Origin of the sequence: Bacillus sp. BS3(2021), assembly GCF_021043345.1 — a bacterium.
Classification (GTDB): Bacteria; Bacillota; Bacilli; order Bacillales; family Bacillaceae; genus Bacillus; species Bacillus paralicheniformis.
The window spans coordinates 26,715-42,105 of the sequence record NZ_JAJNDM010000011.1 but is presented as its reverse complement, the minus strand read 5'-3'; the positions used below and the strand labels follow the sequence as shown (position 1 = coordinate 42,105).

Here is a 15,391-nt window from a genome sequence, read left to right as displayed (position 1 = left end):
AATGAATACTCATTCATGAGTTTATCGTAAATAAAAATGGACGCTTTGTCAAGAAGCTAAACTCAAATCGCACCACAAAAGCATGCCGTCAAAATCGACGGCAGACTTCGCTTTTTCAGACGCCGGTTTTTTCTTCTTGAACGAGCGCTCTTCTTAAAATCTTCCCGACTGCCGTTTTCGGCAGTTCGTCCCTGAACTCGTATACTTTCGGCACTTTATAAGGAGCCAGACGCGATCTGGCATATTCGTCCAATTCCTTCTCCGTTATTGTAACATGATCTTTCAGCACTATAAAAGCCTTAACCGTTTCTCCTCTGTATTCATCAGGGATGCCGGCAACAACCGCCTCCTGAACGGCTTCGTGCTCATAGAGCACCTCTTCGATTTCACGCGGGTAAATGTTGTATCCCCCGGCAATGATCACGTCTTTTTTGCGGTCGACAATATAAAAGAAGCCGTCTTTATCCATGTAGCCGATGTCTCCTGTAAAAAACCAGCCGTCCCTTAGACTTTGAGCGGTTTCTTCATCATTGTTCCAGTAGCCCTTCATCACCTGCGGTCCTTTGACGACGATTTCTCCATGCTCATAAGGTCCGAGAAAACCGCCGGTTTCTTCCGAATAGATAGCCGCGTCTGTACCAGGCCAAGGACAGCCGATACTGCCCGCTTTATTCAAATCCCAAATAAAATTGGCGTGAGTGACGGGCGAGGTTTCAGACATTCCGTAACCTTCGACAAGCCTTCCGCCCGTTACCTTTTCAAACTGCTGTTTGACTTCAACAGGAAGCGCTGCAGATCCGCTCAAACAGCTCTTAATTGACGACAGATCAAATTGGTGAAGATCAGGATGGTTCAACAGGGCAATATATATCGTCGGTGCCCCCGGAAATATCGTCGGCTTTTCTTTATCGATCGTTTTCAGCGCTGCGCGCGCGTCAAATCTCGGCAGCAGAATCATTTCATATCCCTGCCTGATCGTGAAATTCAAGACGGCCGTCATTCCGTAGACGTGAAAAAACGGGACGATCCCCAGCACCTTCTCCTCCCCTTTATTCAATTGATAAAACCAGGCATCGCACATCTCCATATTGGCTAGTATGTTGCGGTGGCTGAGCATGACGCCTTTTGGCGTGCCTGTCGTGCCTCCGGTATACTGCAGGACGGCAATGTCGTGGGCCGGATCGATTTCAATCCCCGGCGGACCGCTTGGAACGGGGCGTTTCATGATGGTTCGGAAGAGGTGTGTCGTCTCATTTTCATTGATCTCAACCGACATTTGATTCTCTTTTTTTTGCACGATTGGGTACAGCAGATTTTTAGGGAAAGGCAGGTAATCTTTTATGCTTGTCGCAATGATGTGCCGGATATTTGACAGCGCTTTCATTTTATATGCTGCCGGGTACAGCATGTCAAGCGTAATGATGATGGTTGCCCCGCTGTCATGAAGCAGATGTTCAAGCTCCCTTTCCGTATACAGCGGATTTGTCTGGACGACGATGCCGCCGGAGAAAAGAACGCCGTAATACGCGATAACCGCCTGCGGGCAGTTCGGCAGCATGATCGAGACTCTGTCTCCTTTTTGAATGCCGAGTGACAGCAGGTAATCTGCCATTTTTAAAGCGTCCTCATAAACTTGCCGGTACGAACATTTTTTTCCGAGAAAATGAATCGCTGTTTTTTCAGAAAACTGTTGGGCGGATTGTTGCAGGATGGAATGGAGTGTTTGATCTTCAAATTGCAGCTCGTGAGGAATATGTTCGGGATAATGACGCAGCCACGGTTTTTCAGTCGGCATAAGCTCCCCCCTTTTAAACAATATATTCTTGATTTCAGTATATCAAAACAATATTCAGAAAGTAATGATATTTTTCCTTTTTAAAAAGGCGCCCTTTTAAAGGACACCTTTTTCAAGCATAAAAGATCATATAAATCAGGCCGATAACCACAAATACCCCAGCTGTGAAAAACAGGACTTTCGCTAATTTCTCCATGTTGATCCCCTTTAGATACCCGAAGCCACGACAAATGACAGGCCGACTGAAATGACGAATGAAATGAAGCCGACTGCGCGGTTGTCGTTTTCAATCTCCTTGTCAATTTTAAAGCGCGGCGTCAGAAATTCAAAAATGAAGTAGCCGATCAAAAGCAGGATAAAACCGAACAGCCCCCACCCCATCATTTGCAGCAGGGAATTATGCTGGCTGATCGATTTTTGCAGCACGTTGGCGATGCCTAAAATTTTTCCGCCTGTTGCCATCGCGACCGCCATGTTTCCTTTTTGAATCTCCTCCCAATTTTTATAGGTGGTGACGAGTTCAAACACAGATAAAAATATCACAAGACACAAAACGGAAACGCTGTAGTACGCGGCAATTTCCACAAGGTCGTTCTCCCAAAACTCTTTCATCCTTCTAGACTCCCTTTTTTATTTTAATTCGACAATGGTGACGCCTGATCCTCCCTCTCCCGCTTCGCCGAACCGGGAGTTTTTCACATTGCGGTGGGATTTCAAGAGGTCCTGAACGCCTTTTCGGAGGGCGCCGGTTCCTTTTCCGTGGATGATCGAGACTCTTGGATAGCCCGCAAGCACCGCATCATCCAAGTATTTTTCAACCCGGTGAAGCGCATTTTCATACCGCTCCCCCCTAAGGTCGAGTTCGAGCGAGACGTGATAATCTTTTCCTTTGACGGCGGCGATCGTTTTTTGTTTTTCGGGTTCAGGTGCCGATTTCAGGAATTCCAGATCCTTTTCCTTAACCTTCATTTTCAGAATGCCGATTTGAACATTCCATTCGGCCGCACCCGTTTTTTCGAGCAGCGTTCCTTTTTGGCCAAAGGTTAAAACCTTGACTTCATCGCCCGGTTTTAATTCGCGCTTGTCCGTTTTTTTCTGAGCCGGCTTTTTCGCTTTTTCAAACGAAGGCACCGCTTCTTCAAGGCGCTTTTTCGCCTCGATCAGCTCATGGTCTTTAAATGCTTTATGGTCTTCCTTGATCATTCGGAGCGACTGGATGATCTCGTCTGCTTCTTTCATCGCTTCTTTGACTTTTTCAGCCGCTTTTTGCTCCGCTTCTTCATAGAGCCTTTCTTTTTTCTCCTGCCATTCGCTGATCTGCTGCTGGAGGTCGCGGTGAAGGGCTTCAGCCTCGGCGCGGATGGCTTCTGTCTCGTTCAGCTCCGCCTCGGCGCGCTTTTTGCTGTCTTCCAGCGATGCGATCATCGTATCAACTTCATTATGCTCGGCCGTCATCTCCGCTTTTGCGCGGCCGATCAGGTAATCAGGCAGCCCGAGTCGCTTCGAAATTTCGAACGCATTGCTTCGGCCGGGCACTCCGATTAACAGCTTGTAGGTCGGCGACAGTGTATCGATATCAAATTCGACGCTTGCATTAATGACATTTTCGCGATTGTAGCCGTATGCCTTCAGCTCAGGGTAATGAGTCGTGGCAATGACGCGCGCGCCAGTCTGGCACACCTCGTCAAGGATGCTGATCGCAAGGGCCGCGCCTTCCTGCGGGTCTGTCCCGGCGCCGAGCTCGTCAAAAAGCACAAGGCTGTTTTCCGTCATGTCTTTCAAAATATCGACGATGTTGACCATATGTGACGAGAACGTACTTAAGCTTTGTTCGATTGACTGTTCATCGCCGATATCGGCAAATACTTGATCAAATATGGCGGTTTCTGATCCTTCTTCCGCCGGTACGTGCAATCCCGACTGCGCCATAATGGTCAAAAGCCCGAGCGTTTTAAGCGTCACCGTTTTACCGCCCGTGTTCGGGCCCGTGATGACAATTGTCGTATACTCTCCGCCGAGCTCAATATCATTCGGAACGACTTCATCCAGGGGCAAAAGCGGGTGGCGGGCTTGAATCAGGCGGACATAGCCGTCAGCATTGACAGCCGGTTTAACCGCTTTTGTCGCTTTGGCGTATTTTGCTTTTGCAAAAATAAAGTCCAGCGTCTGAAGCACTTTGACATCGTGAAAGAGTTCATTTGTGTGCTCTGCCGTCTTTTCTGTCAGGACGCGCAAAATCCGTTCAATCTCCTGTTTTTCGTTTACTTTCGCCTGGCGAAGCGCATTGTTCATATCGACAATCGCCTGAGGCTCGATAAACAATGTCGCGCCGGAAGACGACTGATCGTGCACGATTCCTCCGTAGCTTGATCTGTACTCCTGTTTGACAGGGATAACGAAGCGGTCGTTACGAATTGTGATGATCGTATCCGACAGCATTTTTTGCGCAGATGAAGAACGCAACATTGATTCCAGCCGGTCCCTGATTCTTGATTCAAGCGTCCGCAGTTGCGTCCTGATTCCCCTTAACTTCTCAGATGCATGGTCTAGCACTTCTCCATGATCATCGATGCACGAATTGATGTCTCTTTCCAATTCGGAAAGCGGAATGAGCTTTTCTGCATATTGGTGAAGACAAGGAATCTCAACCCCGTCTTCGAACAGGCCTTCGAGAAAATGCTTCATCTGTTTTGCTGCGTATAGCAGACCCGATATTTCGGTCAATTCCGCCGGGCTTAAAATGCTGCCGATTTCCGCCCTTCTTAACGCTTTTCTAATGTCGGTAAGGCCGCCGAAAGGGGCGTTTCCTTTTAAACGCAGGACGGTTCCTGCTTCATCGACTTCTTCCTGCAGCTTTTTGACTTCTTCGAGCGAACGGGAAGGTTTGAGTTCCAAAAGCATTTCCTTCCCTAAAGAAGATGCCGCATGCTCTGTGAGCTGTTCTTTTACTTTATGAAATTCAAGTGCTGATAGCGCTTTTTGCTGCAACGTCCATTAAACCTCCTTAAGATCGATGGCGCGACAAAAATGCCTGGACTTCTTCAAAGGAGCGGGTATTTAATACATTGGCCTTTGGCGTCCATCCTTTTCTCGCTGCCGTAACGCCCGTTTTCATATCGTCAAGCATCGCTGTGTTGTGGGCATCCGTATTAATAACGAGTGTCACTCCGGCAGCATTCGCTTTCATCAAGTGTTCCATCCTGAGATCGAGCCGCGCTGGATTTGCGTTCAGTTCCAAGGCGGTATTCGTTTTCTTCGCAAGCTCGATCAGCTGGTCAATATCGACTTCATAACCCGCCCTTCTTCCGATCAGACGGCCGGTCGGATGAGCGATAATGTCAACGTGCTGATTCATCAGTGCGGTTTCAAGCCGCTTCATGATGACATGCTGCGGCTGTGAAAAGCTTGAATGGATCGAAGCAATGACAAGGTCCATTTCCGCCAGCAGCTCATCGTCATAATCTAGCGTTCCGTCAGGCAGGATGTCCATTTCCACGCCTTTAAAAATATGAAAATCGGTCAATTCCTTATTCAGTTCATCAATTTCCTTCGCCTGCATGCGCAGGCGCTCAGGCGTCAAACCGCCTGCCACTTTTAAATACTGGGAATGGTCTGTGATCGCCATATAGCGGTACCCTTTTGCCATGCAGGCTTCCGCCATTTCCCTGATCGAAAAAGCACCGTCGCTCCAAGCCGAGTGCATATGAAGGTCTCCTTGAATATCCTCGGCGGAAACGAGTCCGATGTCATCGCGGTAGTCCTCGACTTCTCTTCCTGTCTCCCTCAGTTCGGGCGGAATAAACGGAAGCCCGAAATGGGCGAAAAACTCTTGTTCGCTTGAGAAGGTTTTAATTTCTCCAGTTTCAACGGTTTCGACGCCGTATTCACTGATTCTTTCGCCTTTTTCTTTGGCAAGCTGGCGCATTTTGATATTGTGGTCTTTTGATCCGGTAAAATGATGGAGCGTCGTTGGGAACTGTTCCTCCGTCACCAGCCGGAAATCCGCACTGATTTCGTATTCAAACGCAAATGTGAGAGACACTTTCGTATCTCCTGCGGCAATGACCTCCTTGATGTTCGAAAGCTTCAGGAGTCCTTCCCTGACAAGTTCCGGATCAGTGACAGCCATAATGTAATCGAGGTCTTTCACCGTTTCTTTGGCACGGCGCAGGCTTCCGGCCCGCGAAAACTTGATGAGGCCCTGGAGCCCTTCAAGCTGTTCTTCGATGATGTCAGCGACAGCCAAAGCGACCGCGATCGGGTACCGTTCAGGGCGTTTCCCCGCTTCACCTAAAGCCTGCAGGATTTTTTCTTCCGTTTTTTTGCCGAATCCGGCAAGCCCCTGAACCTTTTGCTGTTCGCAGGCCTCTTTTAAAGACGCCGCATCACAGACGCCGAGCTCCTGATACAGCTTGGCGATTTTTTTGCCGCCGAGGCCCGGCAGCTTCAAAAGCGGGACAAGTCCTTCCGGAACCTCTTCCTTTAATCGTTCCAGCGTACCGGACGCTCCCGTGTCCATATATTCCTTGATGACGGCATACGTGCCTTTGCCGATCCCTGACAGGGACATCATATCATCGATTTCCGAGAGGCTCCGGTCGTCTTGTTCAAGAGCTGCCGCAGCCTTTCTGAAAGCGGAGATCTTAAATGGGTTATCCCCTTTTAGTTCCATATATATCGCAATCGTTTCAAGCAATTTGATGATATCTTTTTTATGCATGCTGTTCACCTCTTGTTTCCCCTCGTTCATCCTGCTTCAATCATACAAATTTTTGGCTGATCCTACAACAAACAGGCCTATTCGACAGTTTTCGGGGTTCTCAAGAGCCCCGAAAAAAAACTTCCCTACAAACAGAGAAGTTTTTACAAAGATCCGTACTGATGCAGCAGATTGTTTAACATGTTTGATAAAAACGGTGTTTTATGAATGATCAAATCAGCCATCACCGAACCGGCCATCATGTTTTGCAGGACATCGATCGGCAGAAGCGTTCCGATGAACAGAACGACAAACACGAACAGATAGATTTCCACAAAACCGAGCACGGCTCCAAGTACTTGGTTGATCTGTTTGAGAACCGGTATGCTTGCAACGGCATCCAGAAACGATGCGGCAATTCTCAAAAGGATAATCGTCAGGAAAAAGAGAATCAAAAACGCAATCATATTGTAATAAGCGCCTTCAAGGCTTCCGTTTACAAACGCCAGCGCAGACTGGCCGCCCGTAAAGTCGGGAGACGGAATCCAGCCGAGCTTAGGTGCAAGGTCGCCGTAATAGGTTGCGGCCACAGCGATCGCTGCGATAAACGTAACCAAACGGATAAACTGGCGGATAAACCCTCTTTTGAGTCCAATAAACAAACCGGACAAAAGCAAAATGATAATGATGATATCTAGCATCGTGATGTTCAATCCTTTTCTTTAATTTGTCCTTTTAATCTCTCAAGCTCTTCCTTCAGCTTCAAATAATCGTGAACCACATTTACAGCCGTCAAAACGGCCAGTTTATTTATATCAAGATACGGATTTTTTTCGTTGATTTCTCTCATTTTATCATCCACAATCGAGGCAACGTGCCTCATATGGCTCTTGCTCTCATCGCCGATAATTGTGAATTGCTGACCGTAGATGTCAACTGTTGTTTTCGTTTTTTGACCATCAGACAACGTTTCTCCTCCATTCCAATTATGCGAGAATCCTAGTCTATATCATAACATGTTTAGAGATTGAATGGAAAGACGAGCCCTCCGCTGTTATGATACACTTATAAAAACAATGATTTAGCCTGTTTAAGCAGCTAATAAAGGAGATTAGAACGTGTCACATTCTGTTTTAAAAGTTCCCCCGTCTGTTATTGAACGGATGCAAAGCCACTACGGGCCTCATATGACTTCCCTTTCCGTACAGGGCGCGGTTTTCCAGGCCAAACCACAGGGCTGCACCATTACAGCATACCGGTCGGGGAAGGTGCTGTTCCAAGGAAAAAACGCGGAAAAAGAAGCGGAGCGCTGGACGGCGGATGCTGAAACACCGGCTGCCAAAAAGCCCGCATCCAAAAAAAGCATCCCGTCCGTCTATCAGCCGCCTGAAGGCATCGGTTCCATGTCTGTGATCGGCTCCGATGAAGTCGGGACAGGCGATTATTTCGGTCCGATCACCGTGGCGTGCGTGTACGCTGACAAGGCGAAGCTGCCGCTGTTAAAGGAACTCGGTGTTAAAGATTCGAAAAACTTAAAAGATCCGCAAATCGTTCAGATCGCGCGCGACTTAATCAAGACAGTCCCTTACAGCCTGCTCGTCTTAAAAAATGACAAATACAATGACCTGCAAAAAAAAGGCATGAGCCAGGGAAAAATGAAAGCCCTTCTCCACAACCAGGCGATCACACATCTGCTCAAAAAGTTGGACTGCACTCGGCCTGAAGCGATTTTAATTGACCAGTTCGCAGAACCTGCCGTCTATTTTAAACACCTGGCCGGCAAAAACGCCATCAAAGAACGTACATATTTCAGCACAAAAGCGGAAGGCATCCACCTTTCAGTTGCAGCGGCTTCGATCATCGCACGCTATTCATTTTTAATGGAGATGGATAAGCTTTCGAAAGAAGCCGGGATGACGCTCCCGAAAGGAGCGGGTCCGCTCGTCGATGAAGCGGCGGCAAAGCTGATCAAGAAACACGGCGAAGGCGCATTGAGGGTATTTACAAAGCTGCACTTTGCAAATACGCAGAAGGCGAAGCGGATTGCGTCGAGGTGATAAGCATTAAAAGGGGGACTTCCGGCTGTCGGAGGTCCCGTCGCTTTACATGACCTTAAACATTTTTTCATTTGAATGCGCTGTCTAAATTGAATTCCATATACCATATCTCCTGTAACCGAGGGATAAAGTTTCGTTTGATATCAAGAAAAAGAATTTTTGTATATCGAAAACCTACGGGGAACCAATATTATAGTTTTTAACTAATTCTCCCTATCTGTATCCATTTTCAAACAGTGAATATTCCATCGTTAGAAGATAAAATATTCTCTCTTCATGTTAAACACTTTTAAATAAATTGAAAAATCAGAAAAACGGTCTGTACTTCATTTGAAGAAAATGGTATATTTTTTCTGTATTTGGATATGTATACAGGAGTTGGTAGCCATGCAAAAGTCTCGTTTTTGGGTAGTTTGCATCACGATGCTTCTTACTATTAATCTTTTCCCTCTGTATCAGGCCTCTGCTGAAGAAGAATTTACTGAAGTGCTTGATGAAAATTCCGAATATTACGAACTTGGTGAGTCTGTTAAAATCGAAGGAGTTTTAGAGCCCGCAACGGCAAGCAGTGATTTTCAGGTTAGTTGCATAGCTTGTGTTAATAACAGATACGTAGTGAAGACAATAAAGGGCCCTACCAAGGTAAAAAAACGTGTAAGGTTTTTAACCTCTTCTTGGGCAAAAGCCTCTAGCTATACCTGGAGTAAAACTCAATCTGCCAGCTCCACTGTATCATCTAATGTGGGGATTAGCGCCAAAGGGATATCAAGTCAGTTAGGGGTTTCTAATACAGTAACCACTTCTTATTCAGTTGCAATCACAATTCCCGCTAATAGTAAGAAATATAGTAAACTTGCATTCTATAGTGATTACAACAAACGGTATGTAAGAGTAAGAAATTATTTAGGAAACTCCCTTATAAGTACAAAGTATGCTTACCATTATGCTCCGCGTAAAGATACATACTTGCAAGTTGTCTATAAATAAAATATAAAGAGGTAAAGGAGTCGCCATGTCAAAAATAAAATGGATCATCACGCTCTCCATATGCGCAGCTCTGGCATTTTCTCTCTTTATTTTCTTCAACAAGGCGAATTTTACAGAGGCCAGCGAAAATAAAGAAAACGGGCTTTTCTTTGCTCAAAACTATATCAGCTATGCGATGGAAGACGAGACGATGTCGTTTAACATTTTCGGCCTGCAAAAAGCAAACACCGGCATTCCGATAAGCGGTGATACGGTTACGTCGCTCGCTTTTGATAACGATCATATTCAAATCAGCGATTACAAGGTTGAAACAGGGATTCGCCATAAAGGCTATACGCTCGTCAACATCATCGTTGACGTCCGAATCTCAAGCGATAAACCGGAAAAAGCTGATCAGCTGCTGATATCTTTTAACGGACGTGATGCAGAAGCATTTCAAATCGGAAAGATTACCCTTCAAAACGATCATAATGTTCGAAGCGGTGACCTGTCGCCTGCCGGCCAGTATACTGCAGGATATCCAAAACCGTCCTTGGACGTTCGGCTGAAAAACAACCTGGCAAAAGATATCTCCCTTGAAAAGATCACCGATCTAAACGGCGTCATGACGTATTCATTTGACAAGAGGACCGCCATCCAAGCTAAACAAAGCAAACACATCGTCGTCCCGGCTTTTGATATGACAGGGGAATATGATTTTTATACGGTCACTCCTGTTTTACGTTACACTGCAGCAGGGAAGCCTCATCAATACAGCTTGCCCGGTGTACTGTACGGAGCTTTAGACTCCGATGTAGAAAAAATCGAACGGATGCTGAAGCGTCCATAGTTACTGCAAAAAAGCCGGTCTCTGGCTATTATGGTTCGGGACGGCTTTTTCTTTATCCTCTAAAAAACAGCTGATACATACCTCCAGAGTCTTTCTTTGATCGCTGCCATTTCAATTACGATAGCCGCAGTTTTTGTAAAACTCAAATTTTTCTCTCGTTTGACCGAACATTTTGACGTTTTCAAAGATTACTTTTTTTAAAACCCAGATATCAGGGTTAAAAGACCTGAAAAAAGAAAGATTCACATGACCATAGACGGTAATTAAAAGGGAATGCCGAATAGACCTATATAAATCTTCCTCATTTTGGATGGTTAGCAGGAATTCTTAGTTAACTAGACGAATCTTTAGTCTGTTAAAAACTAAGGAGGAAATTTTTCAAATGAAAAAACGGTCTTTATTCTTTACTTTATTGCTTTCTGCAAGTTTAATACCTGGGGCGGCCGGAGTCGCGGAAACGGGCGGTCATAAGCATACTCATGAAGCAAAAGGGATTTATAAGGAAGCATTGCCTAAACCTAAGGAAGGTTATAAAGATTTAACAGGCAAAGTTCACATTGAAAAAACAACGAAAACAAAAGTGCTGGATGAGAAAGGAAATGAAACGAGTACGATCACATTTAAAAAGAATGTAAACAACAGTAAATTTTCGACTCAGGCAAGCACGGGCAAGCAAAAGATAAGTGTCCTCGCGGTGGCTGATAAGCAGTACCGGCAGAAACACAAAGACTGGAAAACGAGAATCGTCAACATCGTTGAAGAGGCGGACGAAATGTTTAACCGCGACCACGATATTGATTTTGTCGTGGAAGCTGTTTCCCCATGGAGTTCTTCCGGAAGCAATGCCTCTGACATTCTTGACAACCTGGCGGACAAATTCGAAGGACGGCCTTATAAATTCGTAGCCGGCTTTACAGCCAACGACAATTTTGAAGCGGGCGGCATCGCTTTTCAATACCCTGTTAAACCGGACGGTCCTGCTTTCAGCGTCACGTTCGACCTGGGAACGGAAAATACGGCAAAAGCACAAAGACACGAATTTTCCCATAATTTCGGGGTGGAGCATGATCCGCAAGGAAGCGGCATCCGTTGCATTATGAACTACGATTACGCATACACCGTCGATGTCTGGGATGCGGAACACAACAGCCTGATCGAGAAAAATAAAGTTTGGTATCAATAATTATAAAAAGGCGTCTCCGCATAAAGCGGAGACGCCTCAGATTGTTGACAAAATCCCAAAACGGCTTTTTGTTTTGGGATTTTGTCATCTTTTCAGCGTGATTGAAAACCTTTGCAGTCTAGGAAGGCCGAGCATCGGATCGGAGCGAATGTTGGAATTCGTGAGCACCGACGCGCAGACCTGACAACGAATGCGAGGGTTTGTCGACACGCTGAAGCGTCTCCGCATAAAGCGGAGACGCTTTTTTTGTACTGCAGCCGGGCAGCCTCAATTGGGCTGGGAACCGGTTATCCTCTCAATACAGCCTGATACGCATCCTCCAGTGCTTTCAGCACCTGGTCGTGAACTTTTGTCACTTCTTCTTCAGTCAATGTTTGTTCAGGATTCAAATATTGCAAGCTGAAGGCGACGGATTTCTTGCCTTCTTCCATGTGCTCGCCTTCGTAGACGTCAAAGACATGGACTTCTTTGAGCCATTTGCCGCCTGCTGTTTTGATGACGTCCTCAAGCTGACCGGCCGCTGTTTCTTTATTCACAACAAGCGCGATATCCCGGGTAACAGAAGGATACTTTGGAATTGGTGTATACGTGATCTCCGGTACATCCAATCGAAGGAGCTCGTGCAGGTCCAGTTCAAACACATACGTGTCGCTCAGATCCAGCTCTTTTTCAACTGACGGATGCAGCTGGCCGATGAAGCCGACTAATGAGCCGTTATGCAAAATATTGGCCGTCCGCCCGGGATGAAGCTCTTTTCTTTCAGATTGAGCGAATTCGATGCCTTCGGTGATGCCGAGCTTTTCCAACAGACCCTCGACGATGCCTTTTACGACGAAGAAATCAACCGGCTTTTTCTCGCCCTGCCAGAGGTTTTTATGCCACAGGCCTGTCACGGCTCCGGCGACGTGTTCTTTTTCGATCGGTTTCGTATGTTCTTCAGCTTTCAAGAAAACTGAACCGACCTCATAAAAAGCTGCAGAATCTGACTGCCGGGCCAGGTTGTATGCGACCGAATCAAGCAGATTAGGAAGCAGACTGTGCCTCAGCACGCTTCTTTCCTCGCTCATCGGCAGCGAAAGGATCGTTTTAAACGATTTTTCCAATGCGTAAGCCGTTGCTTTTTTATCGTTTGTTAATGAGTATGTGATCGCCTGGGAAAGGCCTGCTCCTTCCAGAAAGCGTCTTACTTTTCTGCGCTTGTCCTGATAAGGTGTCAGTCCGCCCGCAAAGCCTGTTACTTCCGGCAGTGTCGACGGAATGTTGTCATATCCGTACAGTCTTGCGACCTCTTCGATCAAATCTTCTTCAATCGCAATATCGCCTCTTCTTGACGGTACCGTCACGACCAGTTCCCGTTCAGCGTCTTCAACGGCAAAGCCGAGCCTTTCAAAAATGTTGACCATTTCTTCTTTGCTGATGGACATGCCGAGAACCTTTGTCACTTTATCAACGGAAAGGCGGATGACATTCTCTTTGATATCAAGGTGGTTTTCTTCAACCGTACCTTCTAAGACGGTTCCTCCGGCATACCGGCTGATCAAATCTGCCGCGCGTTCTGCAGCGAGGCGCACCCGTGCAGGATCGATGCCCTTTTCAAAGCGGACGCTTGATTCGCTGCGAAGACCGAGATCCTTTGATGCTTTGCGAACGGTCTGACCGTTAAAATACGCGGCCTCAAGCAGCACTGTCGCCGTATCTTCGCGGACTTCGGAGTCCGCTCCGCCCATTACGCCTGCGACTGCCTGCGGAAGAGAACCGTTTGTGATGACAAGATGCTCAAGCGTCAATGTTCTTTCTTGTTCATCAAGCGTCGTTATCGTTTCATTTTCGTACGCTTTGCGGATGACGACCTCTTTTGAGCCAAAGCGGTCATAGTCAAACGCGTGCAGCGGCTGACCGTATTCGAGCAGAACAAAATTCGTAATATCGACGACATTGTTGTGCGGTCTGATGCCGGCATTGATTAGCTTCGTCTGCATCCAAAGCGGCGACGGGCCGATTTTGACGTTTTTAATGATTTTTGCCGCGTACAAAGGATTGGCTTCTGTATCTTCAATTTTAACGGAAATATAGTCCGCCGCTTTTTCGGCGCCTGCCTGATAAGCCGTCTCAGGAAGCTTGACTTCGCGGCCGAGAATCGCAGCCACTTCATAGGCAACGCCGAGCATGTTCATGGCGTCGGCGCGGTTTGGCGTCAGTCCCAGTTCAAGAACCGCATCGTCGAGCGCCAGGCTTTGAAGGGCGTCCGCACCGGTTTCTGCATCGCCCGGGAAGACGAAGATGCCTTCCGCATATTCTTTCGGCACAAGCTTGCCTTGAATGCCAAGCTCCTGCAAAGAGCAGATCATGCCGTTAGACACTTCCCCGCGAAGCTTCGCTTTTTTGATTTTAAAATTGCCGGGCAATACCGCACCAACCGTGGCGACGGCTACTTTTTGCCCTCTGTCCACGTTCGGAGCCCCGCAGATGATTTGGACAGGCTCTTCTTCGCCGATATCGACGAGGCATTTATTCAACTTGTCGGCGTTCGGATGCTGTTCGCGCTCCAGCACATGTCCGATGACAACGCCTTTCATTCCTTCTCCCTTATATTCGATGCCTTCCACTTCAATTCCGCTTCTCGTAATCTTTTCAGCGAGAATCTCGGGAGTCATCCCATCTAAATCCACGTATTCCTGCAGCCATTTATATGAAACAAACATCACGCGTCCTCCTCTTTAAGCCTGTTTAAATTGAGATAAAAATCTGACATCGTTCGTATAGAAATGACGAATGTCGTCAATGCCGTATTTCAGCATCGCGATCCGTTCAACACCCATTCCAAATGCAAATCCCTGATATTGTTTGGAATCGAATCCGGCCATTTCGAGCACGTTCGGATGCACCATTCCGGCGCCGAGAATTTCGATCCAGCCCGTTTGTTTACAAACGGAGCAGCCTTTGCCTCCGCATTTAAAGCAGGAAACATCGACTTCGACAGACGGCTCTGTAAACGGGAAGAAGCTTGGACGCAGTCTGATTTCGCGCTCTTCGCCGAACATCTTTTTCGCGACCGTTTCAAGCGTTCCTTTTAAGTCGCTCATGCTGATATCGCGGTCAACGCAGAGCCCTTCAATCTGCATAAACTGATGGGAGTGTGTCGCATCATCGTTGTCGCGGCGGTATACTTTGCCGGGGCAGATGATTTTGACAGGGCCTTTGCCTTTATGCTTTTCCATCGTGCGCGTCTGGACGGGAGACGTCTGCGTTCTCATCAGCGTATCTTCCGTAATATAAAAGCTGTCTTGCATATCGCGGGCCGGATGCTCTTTCGGAAGGTTGAGCGCTTCGAAGTTATAGTAGTCGGTTTCTACTTCAGGACCCTCTTCCACCGAATATCCCATGCTGATAAACAAGTCTTCGATTTCTTCAATAACGATCGTCAGCGGATGCCGCGCTCCTGTTTTTACAGGGCTTCCCGGAAGCGTCACGTCAATCGTCTGTTCTTTCAGCTTCCTTTTCACCTCTTCTTCCTCTAGGCGGGCATTTTTTTCGGCAATCGCCGCGGCGATTTTTTCTCTTACTTCGTTCGCCAAGGCGCCCATTTTCGGCCTTTCTTCAGCGGACAGCTTTCCCATTCCCCGAAGCACTTCCGTGATCGGTCCCTTTTTTCCCAGGTACGCAACGCGGACATCGTTGACTTCTTTTAATGAACCAGCGGCTTCCACTTTTTCAACCGCTTCTTTCTCAAGCCGTTTCAGCTCTTCCTGCATCTTAAAAACTCCTCCTTTTATGTAGCAACCTGTTATTTTAGGCAATAAAAAAAGCCCCTTTCATAATGAAAGGGACGAATCGTGGCCGT

At 47.0% G+C, this 15,391-nt stretch carries 12 protein-coding genes; 4 read left to right on the top strand and 8 right to left on the bottom strand.

Features of this window, described 5'->3' with window-relative positions; all coding sequences use genetic code 11:
• Positions 1-115: 115 nt before the first annotated feature.
• The 6 genes from LQ247_RS19890 to zapA form a co-directional block, all read right to left on the bottom strand.
• Positions 116-1,795: an AMP-binding protein gene (locus LQ247_RS19890; RefSeq protein ID WP_144498762.1), complete on the bottom strand. Its 1,680-nt coding sequence runs from the start codon at positions 1,793-1,795 to the stop codon at positions 116-118.
• 207 nt (positions 1,796-2,002) lie between these two features.
• Complete coding sequence (locus LQ247_RS19885) at positions 2,003-2,407, bottom strand: DUF350 domain-containing protein (protein ID WP_026579111.1); 405 nt, start codon at positions 2,405-2,407, stop codon at positions 2,003-2,005.
• Between the two features lie 18 nt (positions 2,408-2,425).
• Positions 2,426-4,783: an endonuclease MutS2 gene (locus LQ247_RS19880; protein ID WP_195536480.1), complete on the bottom strand. Its 2,358-nt coding sequence runs from the start codon at positions 4,781-4,783 to the stop codon at positions 2,426-2,428.
• Positions 4,784-4,799: 16 nt separating this feature from the next.
• Positions 4,800-6,515 (bottom strand): DNA polymerase/3'-5' exonuclease PolX, encoded by a 1,716-nt coding sequence (polX, locus tag LQ247_RS19875; protein WP_020452504.1) that lies wholly within the window; start codon positions 6,513-6,515, stop codon positions 4,800-4,802.
• 143 nt (positions 6,516-6,658) lie between these two features.
• Positions 6,659-7,195, bottom strand: coding sequence for a CvpA family protein (locus tag LQ247_RS19870; protein WP_231006486.1), 537 nt, complete (start codon positions 7,193-7,195; stop codon positions 6,659-6,661).
• A gap of 8 nt (positions 7,196-7,203) precedes the next feature.
• On the bottom strand, positions 7,204-7,461 hold the full coding sequence (gene zapA, locus LQ247_RS19865) for a cell division protein ZapA (RefSeq protein ID WP_020452506.1): 258 nt from the start codon (positions 7,459-7,461) through the stop codon (positions 7,204-7,206).
• A gap of 151 nt (positions 7,462-7,612) precedes the next feature.
• Between zapA and rnhC the strand changes: the two genes are divergently transcribed.
• From rnhC to LQ247_RS19845, 4 genes are all read left to right on the top strand, one after another.
• On the top strand, positions 7,613-8,551 hold the full coding sequence (gene rnhC, locus LQ247_RS19860; RefSeq protein WP_231006485.1) for a ribonuclease HIII: 939 nt from the start codon (positions 7,613-7,615) through the stop codon (positions 8,549-8,551).
• Between the two features lie 387 nt (positions 8,552-8,938).
• Positions 8,939-9,538: a hypothetical protein gene (locus LQ247_RS19855; protein ID WP_101561168.1), complete on the top strand. Its 600-nt coding sequence runs from the start codon at positions 8,939-8,941 to the stop codon at positions 9,536-9,538.
• A gap of 25 nt (positions 9,539-9,563) precedes the next feature.
• Positions 9,564-10,367 (top strand): hypothetical protein, encoded by an 804-nt coding sequence (locus LQ247_RS19850; protein ID WP_101561169.1) that lies wholly within the window; start codon positions 9,564-9,566, stop codon positions 10,365-10,367.
• Between the two features lie 382 nt (positions 10,368-10,749).
• Positions 10,750-11,550 (top strand): zinc-dependent metalloprotease, encoded by an 801-nt coding sequence (locus LQ247_RS19845; RefSeq protein WP_231006484.1) that lies wholly within the window; start codon positions 10,750-10,752, stop codon positions 11,548-11,550.
• A 287-nt stretch (positions 11,551-11,837) separates the two neighbouring features.
• On the opposite strand, the gene pheT is transcribed toward LQ247_RS19845, so the two are convergent.
• A complete protein-coding gene (gene pheT, locus LQ247_RS19840) occupies positions 11,838-14,252 on the bottom strand; it encodes a phenylalanine--tRNA ligase subunit beta (protein ID WP_231006483.1) in 2,415 nt (804 codons plus the stop codon).
• A gap of 15 nt (positions 14,253-14,267) precedes the next feature.
• Positions 14,268-15,302 (bottom strand): phenylalanine--tRNA ligase subunit alpha, encoded by a 1,035-nt coding sequence (pheS, locus tag LQ247_RS19835; protein ID WP_003184229.1) that lies wholly within the window; start codon positions 15,300-15,302, stop codon positions 14,268-14,270.
• Between the last annotated feature and the right edge of the window lie 89 nt (positions 15,303-15,391).

What these genes read in the sequence shown, in the direction of transcription:
- LQ247_RS19890 (WP_144498762.1), bottom strand. Translation starts at nt 1,795, where the DNA reads ATGCCGACTGAAAAACCGTGGCTGCGTCATTATCCCGAACATATTCCT.
- LQ247_RS19885 (WP_026579111.1), bottom strand. Translation starts at nt 2,407, where the DNA reads ATGAAAGAGTTTTGGGAGAACGACCTTGTGGAAATTGCCGCGTACTAC.
- polX (WP_020452504.1), bottom strand. Translation starts at nt 6,515, where the DNA reads ATGCATAAAAAAGATATCATCAAATTGCTTGAAACGATTGCGATATAT.
- LQ247_RS19870 (WP_231006486.1), bottom strand. Translation starts at nt 7,195, where the DNA reads ATGCTAGATATCATCATTATCATTTTGCTTTTGTCCGGTTTGTTTATT.
- LQ247_RS19855 (WP_101561168.1), top strand. Translation starts at nt 8,939, where the DNA reads ATGCAAAAGTCTCGTTTTTGGGTAGTTTGCATCACGATGCTTCTTACT.
- LQ247_RS19850 (WP_101561169.1), top strand. Translation starts at nt 9,564, where the DNA reads ATGTCAAAAATAAAATGGATCATCACGCTCTCCATATGCGCAGCTCTG.
- LQ247_RS19845 (WP_231006484.1), top strand. Translation starts at nt 10,750, where the DNA reads ATGAAAAAACGGTCTTTATTCTTTACTTTATTGCTTTCTGCAAGTTTA.
- pheT (WP_231006483.1), bottom strand. Translation starts at nt 14,252, where the DNA reads ATGTTTGTTTCATATAAATGGCTGCAGGAATACGTGGATTTAGATGGG.
- pheS (WP_003184229.1), bottom strand. Translation starts at nt 15,302, where the DNA reads ATGCAGGAAGAGCTGAAACGGCTTGAGAAAGAAGCGGTTGAAAAAGTG.